This is a genomic window from Lentzea sp. NPDC055074, from assembly GCF_053608005.1.
Map to the genome: position 1 here is coordinate 373,779 of NZ_JBSGUQ010000002.1, position 21,799 is coordinate 395,577.

Genomic DNA, 21,799 nt, shown 5'->3' on the forward strand with positions numbered 1-21,799 from the left:
CACCGGCTCGCGGCCGGTCAGCAGCGCGAGAGCCGCCGCGTCCGCCGACGTGGTCGAGCCGTGCCGCGCGACTCCTCGCGCAGCCGCCGTACGAGGTGGGTGCCGGTGCCGCCCTGACGTCCGGTGGCGCCCGTGACGAGGATCAACTCCTTGCCTCCTGGATGAGGCAGGTGCTCGACGCGGTGGCCAGCAGCCGCCCGGCGCCGTCGACGAGGCGTGCCTCGGCGAGTGCGGTCCGCCTGCCCTGGTGCACCAGGGTTCCGACGCAGGTGACCGTGCCGGTGTCCGTCCTGATCGGACGGAGGAAGCGCACGGCCAGGTCGAGGCTCGTGTACCCGGTCCCGGCAGCGAGCACCGAGTGCACGGCGCATCCGGCCGCCGTGTCGAGCAGCGTCGCGTAGATGCCACCGTGCACCGAGCCGATCGGGTTGTAGTGGAACTCCTCCGGCTCCAGCGCGAACACGACCGATCCCTTGTCCACGGACACCATCCGGGCGCCGATCAGCTCGGCGACGGGCGGAGGCGGGATCTCGCCGGACGCGATGCCGCGCAGGAAGTCCAGTCCGTCGAGCTTCATCGCCAGCGCGGCGGTCCTGTGCGGATCGGCCCACGTGACGTTCCGCGTGCGTTCGGTCGTCATCAGGCGGCCACGGTGCCCTTCATGAGCCACGTCGGGCCCTCGGCGTACGCACTGGCCTCGGCGAAGAACGCGCCGAAGTACGGACCGCCCGCGTGGGCTTGGAACGCGTCGACGTCGGCGTAGGTCTCGTTGAGGTAGAAGAGATCCGGGTTCTCCTCGTCCACGATGACCTCGAACCGCAGCGAGCCGGGCTCGTGCGCGAGCGAGTCCTCCGCGGTCTTGCGGGCGATCTTCACGAAGTCCTCGCGGCGGGCGGGCTGGACGGTGAACGACACCAGGAACTGGTACACGGGCGGCGACCTCTCTCGAAGGCAAGTTCATTCATTGAACTAGCCGAACCGTAGCATGGCAGTTCGGTGAATGAACTAAGCTGGAGTCATGGCACTGCCCAGCACCTACGCGGACCGCAACTGCTCGCTGGCACGATCGCTGGAGATCGTCGGCGAGCGGTGGACGCTGCTGATCGTCCGCGACGCGTTCCTCGGGATCCGCCGCTTCGGCGACTTCGCCACCCAGCTCGGCATCCCCCGCGCCGTCCTGACCAACCGCCTGAAGTTCCTGGTGCAGGAGGACGTCCTCGCACATACCGACGGCGAGTACCTGCTCACGCCCAAGGGCGTCCAGCTGTGGCCGATCCTGCGGGCGATGATGGCGTGGGGCGACGAGCACTACTCCCCCGGCGGCGACCGGCGCACGTTCCGGCACGAGGCAGACGGCGGCCGTCTCGACGCCACGAGCCGCTGTTCCTCCTGTGGCGCCGTGGTCACGCCTCCCGGCATCACCATCGAGCCGGGGCCCGGGTACGAACCGGGCACGACCGAACCCGATCCCGTCTCGGCCTTGCTCGGCACCCCGCGCCGGCTGCTGGAGCCGCTCTCGTGAACCCTCTCGACCACGCCGCCCACTCGGCCCTGACGGGACCGCACGCCCACTTCGCCGAGCACAAGGGCAACGTGCTGCGCTACCCGTCCGACATGTCGCCGTTCGTAGCGCTGCCGCCCGAACCGACCGACGCAGACTGGCTCGACCTCGCCGCGGCGGCCCCGCGGTCCGCCGTGACCGGCCTCGAACCACCCGACGGCTGGCAGGTGGACGACCGCCTGCCCCTGCTGCAGTACGTCAGCGACGGCGTCGCCGACGCGCCGGAGCCCGAGGCCGTCCGCCTCACCACCGCCGACGTTCCCGAGATGATCGCGCTGGCCGAGCTCACGCGGCCCGGCCCGTTCCTGCCGCGCACCATCGAGATGGGCACCTACCTCGGCGTCCGCCGCGAGGGCCGGCTGGTGGCGATGGCCGGGGAACGGCTGCGCGTGCCCGGCCACACCGAGATCAGCGCCGTGTGCACCCACCCGGACGCGCGCGGCCAGGCGTTGGGGACGCGGCTGCTGCTGGCCGTCGCGCACGGCATCCGGGAACGCGGCGAGACGCCGTTCCTGCACGTGCTCAAGACCAACACCGGTGCCGTCCGGCTGTACGAGAAGCTCGGCTTCCGCCTACGCCTCGAGACGGAGCTCCTGATCGTCACAGCGCCGGTAGCGTGAGCGCATGCCACAGATCACCGTCGAGTACTCCGCCGAACTGAGCGAGGGCTTCGACCGCCGAGGCTTCGCCCTCGAGCTGCACCGGACCGTCGGCCCGCTGGTCAGCGCGGAGGTGGCGGCGTTCAAGACGCGCTTCCGCGAGATCCAGGAGTCCGTGATCGGCGACGGCTCCCCCGCGACGATGATCCACATCAGGGTGGGGTTGCTGACGGGCCGGTCGGTCGAGCTCAAGCAGGAGGTCGGGCAGGTGAGCCTCGGGATCGCCCGCGACCACCTCAAGCCGGTCGAGGGGCTGCCGACCCAGCTGACCCTGGAGGTCTACGACATGGACCGCGAGCAGTACCAGAAGGTCGTCATCTGACACAGCCGCCGCCCTGAGCTGCGGAAATACAACTCCTGCAGGTCAGTGCGGCTACGGCCAAGTTCACTGAAGGACGTACTGGCACGTTCGGCGCATGGTTCCGCTCCCCGTTGCTCCCGGAACGTGCTCCCAGTCCAGCCACCTCGGCTGCTGCACTGGCTCGTTGGTCGCCTTCACATCGGCGTCGCCCCATCATCGGCGCCTTCGCGGTGATGACCGAGGCAGAACCGCTCGTCGGCCATGTTCTGCCGCCCGAGACGGTCGACACCTGGCAGAACTGGACAGCCGCCCCCGCGACCTGACGTATCTGCGCTGGCTCAACTCCACGGCGGCCACCATTAGGACGCTGGCGCAGTGCTCGCCCTAGGCGGGGTCGACAACTACTGCACGTTCGTACTCGTTGCTCAAGCCGCCAAGCACTCACCGACGATGTACGGATTTACAACCTGGTCTCCGGTCGGATGATCGGGTCGTGGTGGAGTGTGGTGTCGAGATCGGTGTGGTCGTTCGTGGCTGTAGTGGGATACATGGCGGTTCAACATGAGTTGAGGTGACGTTCGTTGATGATCAGCAGCCGGGCGGTGAGCTCTCGTCGAACAGTGCCGACAAACCGTTCCGCGTAACAGTTGGCTTGTAACAGCAGCTCATCGGGCTCTACCTCAAACCTCCTGAGCTCAGCCACAGCATCTACCTCGTCCTACTGGATTCGCCCAGACCAACGACCAACGAACTGGGCACGCTCGGCGAATCCGGCCGCTGCTGATCTATTGGAGAAGCTGGAACAGCAGGCGGAGGACGAACGTACGCACGGCGTGCACATCATTCCTTATGTTCTCGACATCAGCCGCTCTACCTAGACAGTGCTGTGATCTGCCGTGATCGCCGCCCAGCACCGAACAGACCGCCGCACGCGCGACCTGCAGCCTGCACCTGTTCGGTGCAGTGTTCAGGCGAAGCTTCGCGTCGAAGTACGCAGTTTCGCCCGATATGGACAGGTGGACAGTGCCCGACAGTAAACTGGACACCACGTACGCGCGCTAGGCGTCATTGGCAACGCACAGATCAGCGAACTTCTTGACCGCCGGCACCAGGCGATGTGCGCAGTTCGTCCCACCAGTTCAGGAGGGAGCCACGCGCAATCTACTCGGACGTAGATAGGAGCATCGGGGCTTCCTCGGCATCCCAGACGCCACCAAGCCCCGCCAGTGTTGAGGCCCCAGTGGACTTCTTGGATGGCGCCGTTCGCCTCGTCCCGGGGCTGTTCGGGCATCGGCAGCTGAAACGGTTCACCGCCATGCAGGGTGTTAGACCGGTGACGATAGATGCGCTTGGCATGCTGGGCCATCTTGGCCCAGTCCAGTCCCCGGTTGGCGGGCGGCGACACGCGAACCCACTGTCACCTTTCAACGGGCCACAGGACGCCAACGGCTCTGTTAACATACATAGCTCCGCCCGCCGCCCGGGCCTCCTCAGTCCCTCACGACCAAGTTCTCGAAACCGAACGATTCGTCCATTAGGGGGAACTTGCGCCAATCGTGTAAGGCATGCATTGGACGACTCGATACTCAAGGTACATCTGCATCAGGAGGAGCTGCAGAGACCACGGGCAGAATGGTCGTGCGCGGCAAGGATCGCACGACATGCCGGTTGAATGACCGACTCCGGCGAGCCTTCGCTCCGAGCGGGGTCATCGGAACGCGACGATCTCTATCAGAAGGCGGTTGAGCGGTCATGCGGTTCACCGTGATGGCGCACCTGCAGCCAGGTGACGACGTCGACCGGCGAGGCCACTGTGGGTACTGAATTGCTGAACAAGTTCTCGCCATCAAGCCGGTTCGTCCACCAGTGGGTGAAGGTTCGATCAAACGACTACGGCTATGGTTACTGTGTCGAACGGCGGCCCGACGGCGCCCTCGTCGAGTACACGGACATCCCCGGCGTCGTTGCCAAGAGGATTGTAGTTCCTTTCGACGAGCTTGAAGTTGCGCGCGTTGCCAAGGGCACTAGGGTCTGGGTCAGAGGTGACCCATACGGATGGCACGCCGCAGAAGTAACTGACGCGACCGGATTTGGCGAGTACCGTGTACGAATACGAGGACTGCCAAGAGACGCAAAGATCAAGGCCGACCTCTTTCGGGTCAGATGGAATCGACCTTTGAGTAACCCGCTAGTAGCACTTACGAGCGGTATATGCGACTCTCCTGAGTACTATGAAGCGCGACGCGCATTTCGGGATCAGTTGCTACTTCAACGCAAGATGAGCCGCGGATTCACCGGCGTGCTGTCAGCTGCTGTCGATCTTTTCCCCCATCAACTCGACACCGTTGCGCGAGTCCTTTCAGACCCTGTCATACGCTACCTCCTTGCAGATGAAGTAGGACTTGGAAAAACCATCGAGGCCGGACTGATCCTGCGTCAGCTTCTACTGGACGATCCTCAGGCAACTGCACTGGTCGCGGTGCCGGAACCTCTGATCCAGCAGTGGTTTAGCGAATTGCGGGGCCGACTGCTGCTGAGCAGAGAGCTCTCTGCCGGCCGGATCAAGCTGATCACCCATGAACAACTAACCGATGAAGCCAGTCTGCACGAGCACGCACTCGTGACCATTGATGAGGCACACAACGCTTTGGAGTACATCGAAAAGACGCCGGGACTACAACGTGAGATACATTCCACAAAGGGCCTTCTGCTTCTTTCCGCAACACCCATGCGCGGAAACCTTGAAATATTCCTCAGCCTCCTGAACCTCATCGACCCAATCGCATTTCCACATGAAAGCATCCAGGACTTTGAGCATCGCATCGCTGCAAGAGAGAGCGAAGCGACGAGCCTCGATGTGCTCACCTCCAACCGGGCAAGTTTGACCGTGCGCAGATCAGTGCTCGACAAACTGCAGACAATGCACAGCACTGACCAGATACTTGCGCGCCTTGTCGAGGAGTGCAGGGTTTCCAACCCGGATGCTCCAGCCTGGAAGGAACTTGCTCACTACGTTCGTGAAACATATCGAATCAGTCGCCGCATGGTGCGCCATCGCCGCAACACCGAGCCCACGGAGCAGTATCCAGTCGCCGGTCGAACCGCGAAGTTCCTTCCCATCAGCGACCCAGCCCGCGCGATCGTCGACGACTTCCTCAATCAGTATTGCGACCTGCACGGTCGCAGTACTGATCCTGTTCTTTTCGGGCGCATGGTGGTGCACGGACTAGGTGGACCACGTCCATTGCTTCGGCATCTTGAGCATCGGCTGACAGTTGCTCCGCAGGACAAACTGTATGTGACCGAACACGAACGTGCACTGTTCAAAGCTACCGCGGCGAAGCTCGACCTAGCGGGGACTTCCATACGGTTTGATGCGGTGTTGGACTTCGTGGAAGAGAGGCTGGACGCCGGCGAAACCGTAGTCGTGGTCGGAACCTCTGCCGTTACCGCAAAAGAGTTCTACGATATTGCGACATCCCGGTGGAAAGACATGGTCGGCGGTCACCTCAGCTCAATGAGCGCTCGAGCCCGCGACGCCGACACTGCCCGCTTCCTGAGCCCTAGCAATGGCTTCGTACTGGTCGGCGATTACACAATCGAGGAAGGCCGAAATCTCCAGAACGCGCATGTTCTTGTAAACCTCGATCTTCCGCTCGATCCGAATCGCCTTGAGCAGCGGATCGGCCGCCTCGACCGATTCGCCAGGCGAACCGAACCCGCGATGGTTCTGGTGGTGACGGAACCCAACAGCGAATGGGTAACTTCACACATCAGATTACTACACGAGGGGATCGGAATATTTGATTCGTCAGTCGCCACTCTCCAGCAGAAACTGGCAATGGTACTCGACGAACTCACCGACAAGCTTCAATCAGATGGAAGTCTCGCTTTCGAGCTTGATCTCGCCACTCTTCGAGAAAGCCTGGAGGACGAAAAATCAGACGTCGATCTGCTGGAGGAACTCGAATCCGTAACCGTGGCATCCGACTTCGACGACGCAGGAGTCGCTGAACTGCAACAGGCCGAGGCCGACGCCTCTGCGCTACGTGCTGCCTTCGCGCATCTCACCTCCCCCCGTGGAGGTCTCGAACTTCGTCCAATGGAGCACCCCATCTCGGGGGTTGTACAGATGGACAGCACGCCTGAACGATCGATCCTCGGCGTGCCACAGGACATCTCAGCCCAGTTGCTTCCGCTGCTCAAACAGCCACGAGCCTTTTCCAGACATGTCACGACGAGTCGGACCGGTGTTGCGCCACTACGATTGGGCGACCCATTGGTCGACTGGCTGGAACACTACCTCCGGGTCGACGAGCGAGGACGCGCACGCGCGGTTGTACGTCCTTATGCAGGAGTGAATGTGCCGACCCTTTGGGTGTCCTGCGACTTTCTGGTCGAGTTCGACGCCTCCCATCTAGAGGCGGAGAACGAGGCCGTGAGGCGCAGGTTGCGACGACGGGGAGATGCGCTCTTGCCACCTACGATCGAGCGCACCTGGACGGATGACGCGGGCCCGGCCGACAGCGTCACCGCCCAGGTGCTGGACCGGCCGTTTGCGGACCGTTCCGACCGGCTGCTCAAAGGCTCCGAGTGGCGGAGTGTGCTCGCGGAACTACCGGACTGGCGAGGACTGTGCACAGCCGGGGCTGAGACGGCCTGGGAAACCGTGCGTGCCACACCCGCGCTGACGACAGCACCGGCAAGCGCAGCCGACCAGGCTCGCCGAGAAGCAAGTCGACGGTTGGCTGTTCTGGAAGCACGCTCGCAGCGACTCCCGTCGGAAGCCGAACGCAAGGCCGCGAGTCTGGATCTCGCCCGTGAGAAGAAGCTCGGCGAGGCGTTGGTGCAAGGTGTCGAGAATGCTGCGGTGTCTGTTGTGGCCTGTGGTGCTGTTGTCCTGTGGCCGACACGATGATCTTTCCTGGGCTTCCGGACGAGGAAGAGACATTGCGCCGGCTCCTCGCAGACCCCAAGTCGGCGACTTGGCCTCCCTTCTCCGACGACCTGCACGCACGCGTGGCACACCTGGCGTTGTCATCGGAGGGCAGCCAGCTCGACTTCGCGGTGTTGGTCAGACAACTGATTCGGCGCTGGTCGCTCCGGGACGAACGCGGCAGTCGTCTCGCGATGGGGCCGTTGCTCTCGGCCCGGCTGCGCACGGCCGCGGACTCGGTCGGGCTGTGGGAGATTCGTTCTGATGTGTGGGCTGCCACGCCCTGGCAACCGGACTGGCTGGAACAAGGAGTTCCGGATGCGGCGGCAGTTGCGGGCACAAGCCGTGGCAAGCGCTTCCACAGCGGGGAACTGCCCGCCGACCCCTTCTTCGAGGAGTACACAGGGCATCAGCGATACCGAACGCCTGGGCAGCGCGCGGCATGCCGCGCGGTCGTGTCAATGCCCTCCGGCAGCACGATCATCGCGATGTTGCCGACAGGATCCGGAAAAACCGAGGTTGCTCTCTGTCTGGCCGAACGCTTCCAGCACGCCGTCACCTTGATCGTGGTGCCCACGGTGGCTCTTGCATACGACTTCGAACGACGTTTTCGCGACCACTACGCGAAACGCAACCCCGCAGTGGACAAGACTGCGCTCCACTTCGCGTGGACCGCCGACACGTCTCCTGAACTGCGAACTGTGATGAAGTCGCGGGTGCAGGAAGGCAGGCAGCGGCTACTGGTCACCTCGCCTGAGTCGATGACGCGCGCCTTGCGCGAAGTCCTCCTCGAAGCAGCCGGTATCGGCCGGCTGGGTGCGCTCGTGATCGACGAGGCACATCTCGTAGCTCAATGGGGCCGCGACTTCCGTCCGGAGTTCCGCACACTCGCCGCGTTGCGGACGGAACTGGTAGATAGCGCTTTCAGGCACGGACTTCAGGTTCCGATGACGCTGCTTCTCAGTGCGACACTCGGATCTTTCGAACTGGAAGATCTGAACTTCTTGTTCGGGAAGCCCGGGCCGTGCACGTTAATCGCCGCCAACGCCTTCCGAGCGGAGCCCGAACTGTGGATCCATGCCGACAGCGATGCGGAGACCAGGCAGTCCCATGTCCTGGACGCGCTCGCTCACCTGTCACGACCCGCTGTTCTGTACGTGACCTCACCGCACAACGCCATTACGTGGGTGGACCGACTCCGAGCACGCGGCTACCGCCGCCTGGCCGCTGTCACAGGCGAGACCACGACAGAAGACCGGATTCGGGTACTGGAAGGCTTGCGGAGCTCACCCGAGTCACCCTCCGCAATCGACCTGGTGGTGGCAACGTCCGCGTTCGGTCTCGGGATTGACTACCCACACATCCGCTCGGTGGTGCACGCCTGTCTCCCGGAGACCGTCGACCGTTGGTACCAGGAGGTCGGCCGCGGCGGACGTGACGGTGATGCCTCGATCGGCCTGCTCGTGACAGAGCCCAGGGATCAGGCCGAGGCCCGCCGTTTGACCACCACCGTGCTGGGCCCGGAGAAAGCGATGAAGCGGTGGATCGACATCTGGCACCACCGCCAGGAGTTGGATGGCGACTACGTCATCGACCTGGAGGGAAGCAGCGGCGACGTCGCGGAGGGATCATACAACCGGCGCTGGAACGCTCAACTAGTGCAGGGATTGGTCGAGTTGGACGTCTGCTCTCGTCTCCAGATCGACTACGAGGACCGCACGAGGTTGCGCACGCATGACCACAGGCCGTCCGATTGGGTCGGCCTCAAGCTTCGACGCGGTGATCTCGACGATGAAGCTTTTTGGCAAAAGCGCTGGGGGCCTTGGCAGGCTGCCGAGATCGCGCGGTCTCAGCAGTCGCTCAGCTCAATCGTTTCTCTTGCTCAGCGAGGTGGACGGGCGTGCGAAAGCATCGCCCACTATTACCGCCCCACGGACCGCACATATGAACTGTTCGGACGCGCAGCGGAACTGGCCGCACCGAGCCCGCCATGCGGTAGGTGCCCAGGATGTCGTCGCGACGGCGTCAGCCCTCCGGAACTCCCTCTTCCGAGCCCTCCCGAAGCCTGGCCGCTCAGCTCGGACGCGGTTCCAGAGTTGGATCTTCTCGCAGCTGCCGCCGGGGCCCAGAACGGCCTCATCCTGTTGACAACCGATGACCATGATCATGTCTCCCTCCCTCTCGCCAAGTCATTGGTGCGCCGGGGTGTGCGTCACCTGGCTGGAGACATGCCGGGCACCATGCCAAGTGACGCGTGGTTCTTCTACGAGGCACGACCGATCAACCCGACCGAGTTGACCCCGTGTTCTTCGCTGGTCATCTACCCAGCCGGGTGCCACATACCCGGAACCTGGCTGCTGCCGAGTGTGCGAGCCGCACATCGGCAGTTCGTCGATCGCGCGTTCGACGTGTTGCTGGTCGAACGTGATGCACAGATCAACGGTCGGCATGTCGGACGCGATCTCGCAGCACTCGACGCGGGAACCGCCTTGGAGATCCTCGGGAGTCGATCATGAGCTACCTGACAGGTCAGGTGACCGCCAGCGCGTCTGCGCTGTTCGTGATTTGCAGGTACCTGGCAACACAATCACGAGGTGCGACGGTCACCGGCATCCAGGAGGTGTTGGCCCCGGCCGCGGTCACCGGGATGGGCCGTGCCGGCCGAACCTCGAAGGTCCCGTCCGTTCTGTCGGATTCGCTGGCTCTCGGATTAGACGTCGGTCTTCTCGACCGAGAAGGCGACGGCGAAAGTCGCTTGTGGAGCCTGCGTCAGGAGTATCTGAATACCGTAAAACATATTCCGAGCGTAGACTCGCGAGGTTTCCGAAGCCTTCTTCTGCAAAGATTCGGAATGCGCGCACTCCAGGCCGTCGAGTCCGGAAGTAACCCACCGGACATTCCGTTCGGCCTGACATGGCTGATGACCTTGGATCCTATGCAGTCCATGGACGTGGACTGGGAACAGGGACCGAGTGACGCTTTCGAGAAAGCGGGAATGCGATCGACAGTGAGCAATCCGGAGCAATGGCGTCCATTCCTTCGATGGGCCCAGTCGCTCGGCCTGGTAAACTTGACGCACGCACTCAGAAAACGTCGATTCTGCATTGATCCAACCGGAGCGATTCAATCAGTCCTCCACTCCTTGCCGCAGCACAGCTCTGCACCGGAGTGGCTACACCGGCTCCATGCAGAAATTCCACTTCTGGGCGACCCCCGCCTGGTCGAAAAACTGCCGACAAGTCAAGTCGAGATCCCTTTCCCAAGTCACGCAACAGCATTAGCCTTGATCAAACTTGATCACATCGGTCGCTTGAAACTGATCGCCGCCGACGACACTACAGACGCCGTTGTACTTCGCGTTGGCAGCAGAACCAAGCGTGTCGCTCAAATCGAAGTGGTGGAGGAACCCGCGTGACCAGCACCATGAAACAATTCCGTTGCTGGAGTGCGCAATCCGTGCGGGATACAGTTTTTTCCGATATCGGGGCCATGCCCACCGACACGGATGCACTTTTCATGGCAGCGCACACGACCATGGAGCTCGAACACCGCGACGGCGTGGAGGTGACTGGCGCCACTGGCGAGGAGCAGGTCCTCAGAGCATTACTGGATTCTTTCGGTGATAAGCACCGGAACTCACTGATCGCTGTGACAGGCAGTTCAGGTGCAGGCAAGAGCCACGTCGTGCGATGGGTCCACGCCAACCTCCCCAGGGACGACAGCGGATTCCACGTTCTCTACGTGCCGAGAGCTGTACAGACGATCCGTGAACTACTGAAGAGGATCGTAGAAGGATTGCCCGGCGAGGGTGGAACAGAGATATTGGAGAGGGTAGACGCAGCCGTCGGCAACACCACCCCGACAGAACTTCAAGATCGTTTACTGGAGGAGATCCGCCTCGCACTCACTTGGACACTCGATTCGGAACCAGCAAAAAGCGGCGAGTCCGAGAGTCAAGCGGAAGCTCGTGAGGCGAGAACAAATCTCCTCGGCCACGCGGATGAGCAAGGCAAACGTCGGAATGGCCTGGCAGATCTCGTGGCGTTGCCGCAGGTAAATGCGGCGCTGTTGCGCAACGGAGGGCTCCTGGAACGCTTCGTCGCCTCTGTTTACCAGAAGACATCCACTCGAGACGAGCAGCAAGAGGGCTTCACCAGCCAAGACCTTCCTTTGCAGCTTCCAGGCATCCGCAGGGCGCTGGCGTCGAATCCTGATCTGCTCGATCTGTGGAACGTCATCAGGCATGACCCGACTCCGACGCTGCGACTCCTGGATGAAGCGCTGCGCGCCGCTGCACCTCGAACACTGGGATTCCGGGCCAACAACGGCGAGACACTCGATTCCCTTTTTCGACGTTCCCGACAACTTCTTCGTGAGCAAGGAAAAGAACTTGTCCTTCTCTTCGAGGACCTGGTGCAGTTTGGCCTGATCGACGGAGAGTTGTACGACCAGTTCACCACTCAACCCGGCGCCGACCTCGCGCCGCTGCGCGTGGTGTTCGCTGTCACAGATGGCCCATTCGACAAACTAGGCGAAACGGTCAGAACCCGCATCACGCACCATTTCAAGGTAAACCAGTCGAAGGCCCTGAACCACACTGAGTTCATGGCCAGGTATCTGAACCTGGTTCGCTTGGGTCGCGCAGAAGTCGAGGCCAATTGGACTGCGGCCGCAAATCACGAAAACGACTGGCTGAAGAACGCATGCGACGTGCGAGATGAGGGCGGGCCTTGCAGATTCCGTGATCAGTGCCATTCCTCGTTCGGCTCTGTCTCAATTCCAGGACTGGGTAATATCGGCCTCTATCCGTACAACGACGTTGCGCTCGAGCGCGGGCTCCGGCGGCGTGGCGAATCATCCACCCCCCGTTCCATCCTGGACGTCTGCGTTATCGATCAGCTCATCGAGGCGGATGCCCACATTGCGGAAGGTACTTATCCACACGAACGACTTCGCGAGCGCTTCGACTTCACTGTTCAGAACGCCAAAGAAGTCGTGCTCGGAGGACGCAAGGGAGAGCAGGCTGAGCGCCTCTACCGCGCGCTAGTCATCTGGGGCGATGAGAAGGCTCTGTCACCTGGTGTAGCGGATGCGTTTTCGTTGTCACTGCTCACGAAGGGGATGACGACAGAGACGTCGGCTCCTCGTCTGACACCTGCCCCCCAACGCACTCGCACAAACCCGTCGACTGAGCGTCCGGCTGAACCGGCACGCCCCAGCCCCCTCACCACGCTACTTCAGTGGCAAAATGGTGTTGGTAAGCTGTCACCCAGCGATTCGAACATGTTCCGTTCAATCTTGCACAAGATGGTGATACTGCGACTCGACCTCGACCAGGATCTCTTTCACACCACCGGAAGCGGCGCCGGAGGAACGCTACTGAACACCTTGTTCCCCAGTTACTCCTTTGTTCTTGCGGACTCGCGCGGACGTGAACCTGCCGCGACGAGTGTTCGGTTCGATCTCACCCGATCTCCCGAGGACGTTCGAGTACTGATCGCGGCGAGGTGGTTTGCAGACCATGGGCATTGGGACCCAGATCCACAGAAGTCTATGTGGGAGTGGCCAAGTGGATATGACCCCGTCGATCTGATGCTAACCTTGGAACACCGCTTGGAACAGTGGGCAGCCGAGGTGCGTACGAGGTTCCTTCGCTCGACGGGGGGGCGCAACGTGGCTCGTGCCGCGGTGACCGTCCGGGCTGCGGCTCTTCTGGCCCTCGGTGTAGCGCCTGGCAAGCTGAAGAACATCAATGACATTCTGAATGGGCGCATCAAACAGAGCGGCCCGGTCGATGGATGGGAAGGGGTTGACCGAGTCGCACGAGAAGTGCTCGATTCTGTTTCCGCCAGCGAGTTGGTCGCTGAATACGGCGCAGCTCGGCAAGGCGACACCGGCGGACCTCAACTCATCGATACCGTCGGCCTGGACGCCGACTTCAAGGTGATGCTGAGAGAACCGGTCAAGCATCTGCGTCAAGTCGAAGAAGAGATCACGGAATCCAGCGCAGAGGTTGCCGTCGGGGCCCATAAATTGTCGGCAGCGGTCGAAAAAGCCGCAGACGACTACCTCCCTGTCTTGAGGGACGCAGTCGCCTACTTGGCCACCGAACTCGGTGATTGCCCGCCGAAGACGGCAGCGCAAGCCGCTCAGGAGGTCGGCGAGATCGCGGTGGCGAACAATCTGTTCCGGCCGGCCAACGCAGTCGACAGATTCCGTGACGCCGTCGAAGTCTTGAAGGAACTGCCGGCCTCTCTTCCCCTCGACTGGCGCGGCTCCGAGGATCTGTCAGCCGCGGACCAGGTGCTCGCCGCCCAGAGCTGGGCCGGTCCGGCAGTCCGCGGAGCGAAAGCCCTTGCAGTGCTCAAAACCTGCATGGATGCCACACGAGCAGAGTGCCTTCGGAATACCGGCACGACGGAAGACCTGCACGAGCACACACAGGCCGTGCGTGCTGCGCTCGGTGGGATCAGGCGGCACCTCGGCGTTTTGAGTTCCTCGGAGGAGCACGGTGGCTGAATCAGCTCCAGACTGGATCGTCGAGACCGGCAGTGCGGTGCGTCGTGCAAGCAGTGACGCGCATGCACAAGCAGAACTGCAGGCGGTCGCCAGTGCCGCCAGAGAACTCGATCAAGTGCGTACTGAACTTGAGCGACTGGCCGAGGCAGCGTTCCTCGGTCGCGACTTCTGGTGGCACGGGGTGGCCACCTCGCCATCACTACGGCTCATCGTGGATTCTCTCGACGGTGCTCTCGAACCACGTGTCCTGGCTCAGGCACAACGAGAGCTAAAGCAATTCGTCACCCGCTTGAGCAAGGCACTCCGCGAGGCTTGGGCGAACCACATCGACTCTCAGACTCGGGACACCGCCGAGGTGGCTGAGTTGGTTGCATTTCTGGCCAGCAGCGGAGGGCACACAGTCGCCGAGGACCTGAAGCGTGGACTGGCCGAACTCGCAAGGCTGAAGAGCGAACTTCCTCACCCCGCGGCAGAGAAGCAACTGGCCGAGACCGTGCAGTTGGCTGAAGCTTTCAAAGCTGCGCTGCCAACCGCTGTCAAGGTGTTCATCTCGGCTACGGCGCACGGAGGAGCGTCGATCGAAGTGCTCGATGCCGACGTGCTGACGTGGCTTCATGAGAACGGCGCAATCAAGAACTTCAAGATTGTCGCTGGAACTCCGGTGGAGGTGCCTCTTGGATAAGGAGGCCCTTGCGGCCCTCACCTCCGTCGAACTGAAGGAGGCGCGTCTTCTCTCATGGGGAGCCACTGGCGCGGAGTGGGATGAAGACGAAATCCTCACCGTACTAGCCGAGCACGGCGACGCCGCTGATCTGTTGAAACAGTTGATCGAAGCGGCTCTTGTCGTACGAACGCCGAGAGGTGGCTTCCGTTCTCGCAGCGCCGAAACAGTGCGGTTGATCGCCACTCTCCGGCAGTCGTTCCGCAGTCAGCGCGTCGGCGACGGCAAGCCCTTGGTGCTGGACCACCGGTTCATGCTCCGTCCACGTCGTCGGCCCAGACGCAATGTAGGAGCCCAGGAGGTTCTGGAGGACATCAGGAGTCTCGTCGGGCCGACTGGCATCGCAGCGGCCCGCACCCTGGCTCCGTCGGAGGTGTCAGGGTTCCAGCACAGGAGTGCACGCGCGATCCTCGAAGCACTCGCCAGTGCTGATCACCCCGGCGTCATGGTGACAGCCGGTACCGGCAGCGGGAAGACGCTGGCCTTCTACCTGCCGCTCCTGGCGTGGCTGGCTGATTCGAGCCGCGCCAGACGACCGGGGGAGACGAGGGTCCTGGCTCTGTATCCCCGCAACGAGCTTCTCAAGGACCAACTCCGCGCGTTGCTCGGATACACGCAGCGGCTGCACGACGCGAACCCGGACGCGCCGGTGTTGAGCTTGGCGACCTGGTTCGGCCCGACTCCCGCGTCGGCCTTCGCGGTTCGACAAGGCTGGGCCGAGGGCTGGGTCAAGCGTGGACCTGGCTATGTTTGCCCGTACCTGCGTTGCCTGCGGTGCGACTCGGATCTGTTCTGGCTCGGCAAGGACATCGAGGCTGACCGCGAACGGCTGGTCTGCGTCGAGCGTCGGTGTGGCGCGGAGATCGACGGCAAGTTCTTCAGAATCACCAGAGATCGAGCGCGTAGGCAACCTGCCGACGTGATGCTGAGCACCACGGAGTCCCTGAACCGCCAGCTTTCGGCGCCAGGAAATCTAGTCGCGTTCGGCATCGGCCAGAAATCTCTCTCGGCTGTGCTCCTGGATGAGGTGCACACCTATGAGGGCACTACCGGTGCCCAGAACGCGCTGCTGCTGCGCCGCCTCAAGCACGCGCTTGGTCGGGTGCCTGTGTGGGTCGGACTATCTGCGACCCTCAGCAACGCCGGTGAGTTCTTCGCACGACTGGTGGATCTGCCACCGAGCTCGGTCACCGTCGTCCAGCCGCGGTCGGAAGAACTGGAGGAATCGGGAGCGGAGTACCTGCTCGCAGTACGGAGCGATCCGCACTCCAAAGCGGGCACGCTCTCGACCAGCATCCAGACCACCATGGTTCTGGCGCGCTGCCTGGACTCGCTCACGATCGATCCATTCGATCCTCCACCCAGGTCGGAGGGCGTGTTCGGCAGCAGGACGTTCGTCTTCACCGACAAACTCGACAGCACGAACCGTCTCTACTGGAACTTGTTGGACGCCGAGGGGTGGCGCTGGCCGGGGAAGTCCGCCGACCGATACCGCCCGCTCACCCTCGCTCACCTCCGTTCCGATGGGCAGACCCGACTGAACGACGGTCATCGCGAAGAAGCGGATGCCCGCGATCCTGGTGGACAACGGTGGTGGTTGCCGGAGCTTCTCGGTCACGGAGTCGAAGCTGATCGGCAACTGCGCTTGGGCCGTACGAGTTCGCAGGACCGCGGCGTGTCCGGCGACGCGGAAGTCGTCATCGCGACCGCAACCCTGGAGGTCGGGTTCGACGACGACCGGGTCGGAGCGGTCGTTCAGCACAAAGCTCCTCACGACGCTGCGCAGTTCCTCCAGCGGAAAGGTCGAGCCGGCCGCAACCAGGCCACCAGGCCGTGGACGGTGGTCGTGCTCAGCGACTGGGGCCGCGATCGCGAGGCCTGGGAAGCGTACGACGCGCTCTTCGACCCGGACCTCCCACCGCGTAACCTCCCGATCGAGAACCTCTACGTCCTGCGGATTCAGGCCGTGTACACGCTGATGGACTGGCTTGCGGCGGAACTGGGCTACCAGGACCAGAACTCGACGTGGTCCGATCTGTCAGGTCCGGCAGCCGCGCTGCAGCCGGGCAACGACAAGAGGCAAAAGGAAACCCGGCTTCGCCAGCAGGCCATGGCTCGACTGCTTGAACGACTGCTGCGATCCGGTCCCGAACGGCAGCGGCTGCGACGCCACCTGCTCAAGGCGCTCGCCTTGGGAGACGGCGAGGTTGCCAACTCGGTTGTGGACAGTGTGCTGTGGGACTCCCCCAGACCGCTACTACTGGCAGTGGTGCCCACAATCCGGCGCCGTTTGCGTGACCAGTGGCGCGGTGAGGAACCCACAGCTGACGACACGGGGCTGCGGACAAGGACCCCTCTGCGATCGTTCGTCCCGGGCAACCTCTTCGACGACCTCCTCGTACCAGAGGTCGAACTTCAGGTGCCTGGAAGGTCGACCCAGGTCGACGTGGAATACCTACCTGCGCTGCGCGCCCTGCGGGAGTTCACTCCCGGCAACGTGACGAGGCACTTCGGCGTGTGGGCCACCCACAAGAGGCATTGGATCCCGTTGCCTGTCGGCGAGGACGACAGCAGTTTGCAGGTCGATCTGTCCCAGACCTACAAGGTGTCGTCGCCGGTGGACACTCTCGACCTCGACGATCGTCAGCTTCCCGTATATTCCCCGGTCTCAGCGAGGCTGGAAACGGTGCCCGAGCCAGTGCGAGACTTTTCATCGGTGCAGCCGGACTGGCTGTTCCACGTGTCACCGCTCGGCCACGGCAACGTGATCACGCTGGACAAGGGCGCGGCGAAACTGCTCAAGTCGTTGTCTGCGCACGTGCACGCTCAGGGTGGCGGAGCACGCACGATCCGGTATGCGCGCACCGCCAGCGGAACCGTTTGGGAGAGACAGGCCCGAGTGGTACAGCTTCAATTCGGCGTGGGCAGTGGAGACGCGTGGCGTCCTGCTGCGGTCGGGGTGGATGTTCATTGCGATGCCCTTGCCGGTGTGGTGCGGTTGCCCGATCAACTCCAGTCCGTCGACCCCGCCGAGCGGGCGGACAGGTTGCGGCATCACCTCCTCGTTGAAGCCGGGCTGCCGCCGGAACTGTCGTCGTTCGACAGGGAATCTCTCGCAGAGGTCGTGCTCCTGGCCATGGTCTCCGCGCGGCTCGAAGATGCTCGCCTCACCGAGAACCATCAGTGGGAAGCGGCGTTGATGTCGGCTGCAGACGCTCTTGGGCTCACCCCGGACCCCGACGATCACCAACCGTCACAGACTGGGCAGCAATGGCTCGAGTGGTGCGGCCACTCCGACGTGATCAGCGCCGTGTCCAGCGCCGCCGACGAAGTCTGGGCTGACGAGAGGTCGCCGACCTGGGAGGAGTGGTGGCGTCGGCGCTACACCCTATCGGCCGCACGACTCGCCCTCAGTGCCCTCTCCTCGCTCTGCCGTGGCGTGAACGTCGAGGAACTGGCGATCGACTTGGATCCCGACGAACACGGCTCGTTCTGGATTTCGGAACCGTCGCCGGGTGGAACGGGCCAGGTGGAGGCGTTTCTAAGAGTGCTGGCACAGGAGCCGGAGGCTTTCACACGCGCCTTGGAAGACGCGTTGATGCCGACCTCCGCCGAAACGATGGACGAGGAACTAGCGGTTTTTCTGACGAACGAGTCAGTCGGCGTCCAAGACGCTCTCGTGAACCTCCGCGAAGCTTGGGCGGCGGGCCACGGTGCTGTGGCCGACGCAGTACACGAAGTCGATGACACAGCCCGTGCCAGAGGGTTGAGTCTCGGCGGACCTGCGCGGTCGGCGCTCAGCACCAGGCTCGCCGGCCCAGGAGCTCATCCGGATCTGCTGAACGAGGTCGTGAACTGGTTGCATCTACGGACGACCGCAGTCGCGCGTGCCGAGCTGGCTATCGGTCCACGCACACTCGGGGCGCTGCTTGCGCACGAAGAGCACCTTGACGAGGTACTGCATCTCGGCGACAACACCAGCCTGCGGCGGCGGGCAAGGGCGGTGGCGAACGTCCTCTGGCCCTGGGGTGAGCCGACGTCCTCGTTCAACCTGTACGGACCCGCCCTTCAGCTTTCACCTAACACGGTTCGGGCGTACGTGACGCTGAGTCCGGTCATCGTCGAGGTTGCGCCATGGAACGACGACCGCCGCATTAAAGTGCACGACGCTCTACGAGAGCACCGCGAGGTCGTCCTGCGCGTCGGTCACGCAGACAGGTCGACGTTGCGGACCGCTCTGATCGATCTCCAAGCCCATCCGGTCGAGGTGGGCCCACTTCTGTGCCACCCGATCGTGGTCGGCCAGCGGATGTCTGCCCAGTTCGCCGAATGCCGTGTTCTGCTCAGGGAGACTCCATGAATAGGGTCATCCGCAAGTCTCGCGCGCAGAGCTCCGGCGAGGTTCTCGAGATGCTCGGTGCGCTGTTCTCGGCCGAACTCGTCCAGCCGAGCAGGTGTCTCTGGCTGGTGTCGCCCTGGGTGTCGGACGTCGAGATCCTCGACAACACGTCCGGTACCTTCACCGCGTTGACTCGATTCGGCCACAGGCCAATCCGGCTGGTCGAGGTGCTAGTCACGTTGGCGGCCGCAGGTGCGACGATAGTCGTCGCGACTACGCCGGATCCAAACAACGACGTTTTCCGGCGACGCCTGGAAACGTTCCAGAAGGACATTGGAATTAGCAAAAAAATCAACGTGGTCGTAGACCGCACAGGGAAGTTGCACACGAAAGCGCTGACGGGTGACGACTATGTGGTCGCGGGAAGCATGAACATCACCTATTCCGGAATCAACCTGAGGGAGGAACATGTGGAACTGCACACCGACGAATCATATGTGGCGCAGGCCCGCATGGACGCCTTCGACCGTTTCGGCGGCGTGCTGTGACTGTTGCTGACGAGCTACGAGAGTGCGTCGGTGATCCGAGACGATTCGGTGATCTCCGAGAACGCGTCGAGATCCTGCTCGATGAGCAGATCAGCACCTGGCTCGCCGGCGACAGCGGCTGGCTGGTCATGCCATTGGACCGCAATCCGCTTGGGTTCTACCTACTTTCCGAGAACCGCGAAGGCCAGCGGCGCGGCAGGGAGGTGCTGGAGGCGTTCCTGGGGCCGACGGCCACGGTCAATCAAGTCACGCCGACACCCAGACAGCCGATCGACGAACTGCTTGAAGGCATCGGCCTGCGGCACATCGCGCAAGTCAGCAGGCGGGACGGCGGATCGGAGCAACTGCTGGGGCGCATCGAGGATGCTGTCACCACAGCGAAGGGCAAAGACGCACGGCTACGCCCGATACGGCCATCACACGTAGAACTCCTCCGTGATCTGCGCCTCGCACTGATGCAGCGGAATGGCCGGCTCGCCGATCGCATCTTGGAGGACATTCGCCTGACAGGGCGACTCAGCGCCGAAAACCTCAGATTTCTGACGATCGAAGTGCTGGGCCGCCTGGAGCGCTGGCGCGAACTGCGCGACCTCCCCTACATGGCCGAGTTGCTCAGGGCGCGCCGACCACGCGCTGTGAACGAGATCCTCCTCGAAATGGTGTGGCACACCGAGCTGGCGGAGATCGCGAGCGCCGGGCAGTCGGCCGACGAGATGTTCGACGCCGTCGATTTGGGGTCACGTTTCGGATCGCTCATCAGCGCCGTCGACGTGCCGTCCACGAAGGCGGGACGAAGCGTCGGTCTTGTCGCCGCTCTCACCCAACAGGACGAAGAGCGCGTACAGCGGCTCATGCTCGCCGCCGCCGACGACACCGAGCGAGATAAGCTCAGGCGTATCGTCGGCATGTCGATCGCCGATGTGCAGCCCCAAGCCTCGACCGACATTCGCGACCTCTTTTACGAGGGACAACATGGGGCGTTCATCCGAACCTTCCTCCAATCTCCCGATGCCGCCATCGCGGACCTGGTGGTCCAGGCCACGCTCGACAGCGAAGATGTACTGCACGCTTCTGATGTACTGGCAGTAGTCAAGAAGTTCGACGCTGACGGGGTTGTACAGCGGAGTCGCCGCCTAAGTCGGGACTTGGAGGACCTGAGTCGGCTGGCAAACGGTTCCTGCGACAGTTGGCGAGAATGGTGCGAACGGGTCGCGCGCGATACGCGCTGGCCGGATGCAGCGAGCGTTGTGCGCTCTCAAAGCGGACATTGGGAAAGCTTGTCCTTCCTGGCTACCGCTGAATCCGCAGCGGCCGCCACTTCGTTGCTCGAAGCTTGGAGTGGGATAAATCAGGATCAGATCGCTGCGAGTCTTGATCTGCTCTGCAGAGAAGCAGCGACCAACAACTCTATCGGCAGCTCGAACGATCTCAGTGACGCGGTCCTGCTACTGCTCTCGGAGCAGGCGAATCTGAGCTCGCCAGTGCGCGAGGCCTTCTTGCTTCTTCTGGAAAGAATCCTCGAAAGCGGTCCGTCCGAATCCCGATACAGCGACACGCTTGACCTGGCCGACCGGCTGTGGAGCCAGGTTGCGGCCGTTTCGTCAATCGACTGGGCGATCAGCTTGATCGACACGATCATGGCCGCGCCTACGCCAAACGAAGATGATCGCATATCAGTGATCACGAAGATTCTGATAAAGGCTCAGACTTATCAGCAACGCCTGAGCGCTCGTCAGTTGACCGAACTATCCGCTCTCGGAGAAGAGTGTGGGATCCAACTCAACCTGACGCCGCAGTCGATTGTCGAGGAGGAGTCGCCCTGGCGCGCGCTCGACGGAAAAATAGTTGGGCTCTATTCACTCCTTCCCGGAGTAGGGATTTCGCTGCGGAAGCGGCTTTACGCGCTGTGCCAGCCCAAAGCCTTCGAGAGCAATTCGGACACCGTCGCCACAGGCGCTCTACGAACATTGGCCTCCCGCGCAGACGTGCTGATCGTCGATACGCGACATGCTTCACACGCCGCAACAAATGCGATCGACGCAGTACGGCCTCGCGAACGTCAACTTCTCCCCGATGGACGTGGGGCCGGCTCATTCATGCGAGCTCTTGAAAACCTCCTCACGACATAGCAACACTGCCAACCTGCCAGTCGAACTACACATCAGCCCCATCACGAAGAATCCTCAGTTCTGCCTGACCCATATACACCGGTTGA

Annotated in this window: 14 protein-coding genes; 11 read left to right on the forward strand and 3 right to left on the reverse strand. The window is 62.7% G+C overall.

The annotated features are described in order from the left end of the window. Positions 1–17: 17 nt before the first annotated feature. From ACWF7A_RS05850 to ACWF7A_RS05860, 3 genes are read right to left on the reverse strand one after another with little or no spacing between them, the layout of a single operon-like run. On the reverse strand, positions 18–146 hold the full coding sequence (locus ACWF7A_RS05850; protein ID WP_452249272.1) for a hypothetical protein: 129 nt from the start codon (positions 144–146) through the stop codon (positions 18–20). After that, on the reverse strand, positions 143–640 hold the full coding sequence (locus ACWF7A_RS05855) for a PaaI family thioesterase (RefSeq protein WP_452249273.1): 498 nt from the start codon (positions 638–640) through the stop codon (positions 143–145). Before ACWF7A_RS05855 ends, ACWF7A_RS05850 begins: the two co-directional genes overlap by 4 nt. After that, complete coding sequence (locus tag ACWF7A_RS05860) at positions 640–930, reverse strand: putative quinol monooxygenase (protein WP_452249274.1); 291 nt, start codon at positions 928–930, stop codon at positions 640–642. The genes ACWF7A_RS05855 and ACWF7A_RS05860 overlap by 1 nt, the downstream gene beginning before the upstream one ends. A gap of 88 nt (positions 931–1,018) precedes the next feature. Here ACWF7A_RS05860 and ACWF7A_RS05865 point away from each other — a divergent pair, with 88 nt between their 5' ends. The 11 genes from ACWF7A_RS05865 to dpdD all read left to right on the forward strand — a co-directional run bounded on the left by ACWF7A_RS05865 (position 1,019) and on the right by dpdD (position 21,713). After that, complete coding sequence (locus tag ACWF7A_RS05865) at positions 1,019–1,522, forward strand: winged helix-turn-helix transcriptional regulator (RefSeq protein ID WP_452249275.1); 504 nt, start codon at positions 1,019–1,021, stop codon at positions 1,520–1,522. Next, the gene (locus ACWF7A_RS05870; RefSeq protein ID WP_452249276.1) at positions 1,519–2,181 is read left to right on the forward strand and encodes a GNAT family N-acetyltransferase; all 663 of its coding nucleotides are present in this window, start codon (positions 1,519–1,521) and stop codon (positions 2,179–2,181) included. Before ACWF7A_RS05865 ends, ACWF7A_RS05870 begins: the two co-directional genes overlap by 4 nt. A 4-nt stretch (positions 2,182–2,185) precedes the next feature. Then, positions 2,186–2,542, forward strand: coding sequence for a 5-carboxymethyl-2-hydroxymuconate Delta-isomerase (locus ACWF7A_RS05875; protein WP_452249277.1), 357 nt, complete (start codon positions 2,186–2,188; stop codon positions 2,540–2,542). A 1,765-nt stretch (positions 2,543–4,307) separates the two neighbouring features. Continuing rightward, complete coding sequence (gene dpdE, locus ACWF7A_RS05880; RefSeq protein WP_452249278.1) at positions 4,308–7,439, forward strand: protein DpdE; 3,132 nt, start codon at positions 4,308–4,310, stop codon at positions 7,437–7,439. Next, positions 7,424–9,973: a protein DpdF gene (dpdF, locus tag ACWF7A_RS05885; RefSeq protein ID WP_452249279.1), complete on the forward strand. Its 2,550-nt coding sequence runs from the start codon at positions 7,424–7,426 to the stop codon at positions 9,971–9,973. The genes dpdE and dpdF overlap by 16 nt, the downstream gene beginning before the upstream one ends. Continuing rightward, the gene (locus ACWF7A_RS05890) at positions 9,970–10,872 is read left to right on the forward strand and encodes a hypothetical protein (protein ID WP_452249280.1); all 903 of its coding nucleotides are present in this window, start codon (positions 9,970–9,972) and stop codon (positions 10,870–10,872) included. The genes dpdF and ACWF7A_RS05890 overlap by 4 nt, the downstream gene beginning before the upstream one ends. Then, positions 10,869–13,976 (forward strand): AAA family ATPase, encoded by a 3,108-nt coding sequence (locus ACWF7A_RS05895; protein WP_452249281.1) that lies wholly within the window; start codon positions 10,869–10,871, stop codon positions 13,974–13,976. The genes ACWF7A_RS05890 and ACWF7A_RS05895 overlap by 4 nt, the downstream gene beginning before the upstream one ends. Then, complete coding sequence (locus tag ACWF7A_RS05900) at positions 13,969–14,658, forward strand: hypothetical protein (protein WP_452249282.1); 690 nt, start codon at positions 13,969–13,971, stop codon at positions 14,656–14,658. Before ACWF7A_RS05895 ends, ACWF7A_RS05900 begins: the two co-directional genes overlap by 8 nt. Beyond that, positions 14,651–19,057 (forward strand): protein DpdJ, encoded by a 4,407-nt coding sequence (dpdJ, locus tag ACWF7A_RS05905; RefSeq protein ID WP_452249283.1) that lies wholly within the window; start codon positions 14,651–14,653, stop codon positions 19,055–19,057. The genes ACWF7A_RS05900 and dpdJ overlap by 8 nt, the downstream gene beginning before the upstream one ends. Further along, positions 19,054–19,584: a phospholipase D-like domain-containing protein DpdK gene (gene dpdK / locus ACWF7A_RS05910; protein ID WP_452249284.1), complete on the forward strand. Its 531-nt coding sequence runs from the start codon at positions 19,054–19,056 to the stop codon at positions 19,582–19,584. The genes dpdJ and dpdK overlap by 4 nt, the downstream gene beginning before the upstream one ends. Further along, positions 19,581–21,713 (forward strand): protein DpdD, encoded by a 2,133-nt coding sequence (gene dpdD / locus ACWF7A_RS05915; protein WP_452249285.1) that lies wholly within the window; start codon positions 19,581–19,583, stop codon positions 21,711–21,713. The genes dpdK and dpdD overlap by 4 nt, the downstream gene beginning before the upstream one ends. The last annotated feature ends 86 nt before the right edge of the window (positions 21,714–21,799 follow it).

Bases quoted from the DNA above. Each gene is read 5' to 3' on its own strand.
- dpdK (WP_452249284.1), top strand. From the start codon at position 19,054: ATGAATAGGGTCATCCGCAAGTCTCGCGCGCAGAGCTCCGGCGAGGTT.
- ACWF7A_RS05890 (WP_452249280.1), top strand. From the start codon at position 9,970: ATGAGCTACCTGACAGGTCAGGTGACCGCCAGCGCGTCTGCGCTGTTC.
- ACWF7A_RS05855 (WP_452249273.1), bottom strand. From the start codon at position 640: ATGACGACCGAACGCACGCGGAACGTCACGTGGGCCGATCCGCACAGG.
- ACWF7A_RS05865 (WP_452249275.1), top strand. From the start codon at position 1,019: ATGGCACTGCCCAGCACCTACGCGGACCGCAACTGCTCGCTGGCACGA.
- ACWF7A_RS05875 (WP_452249277.1), top strand. From the start codon at position 2,186: ATGCCACAGATCACCGTCGAGTACTCCGCCGAACTGAGCGAGGGCTTC.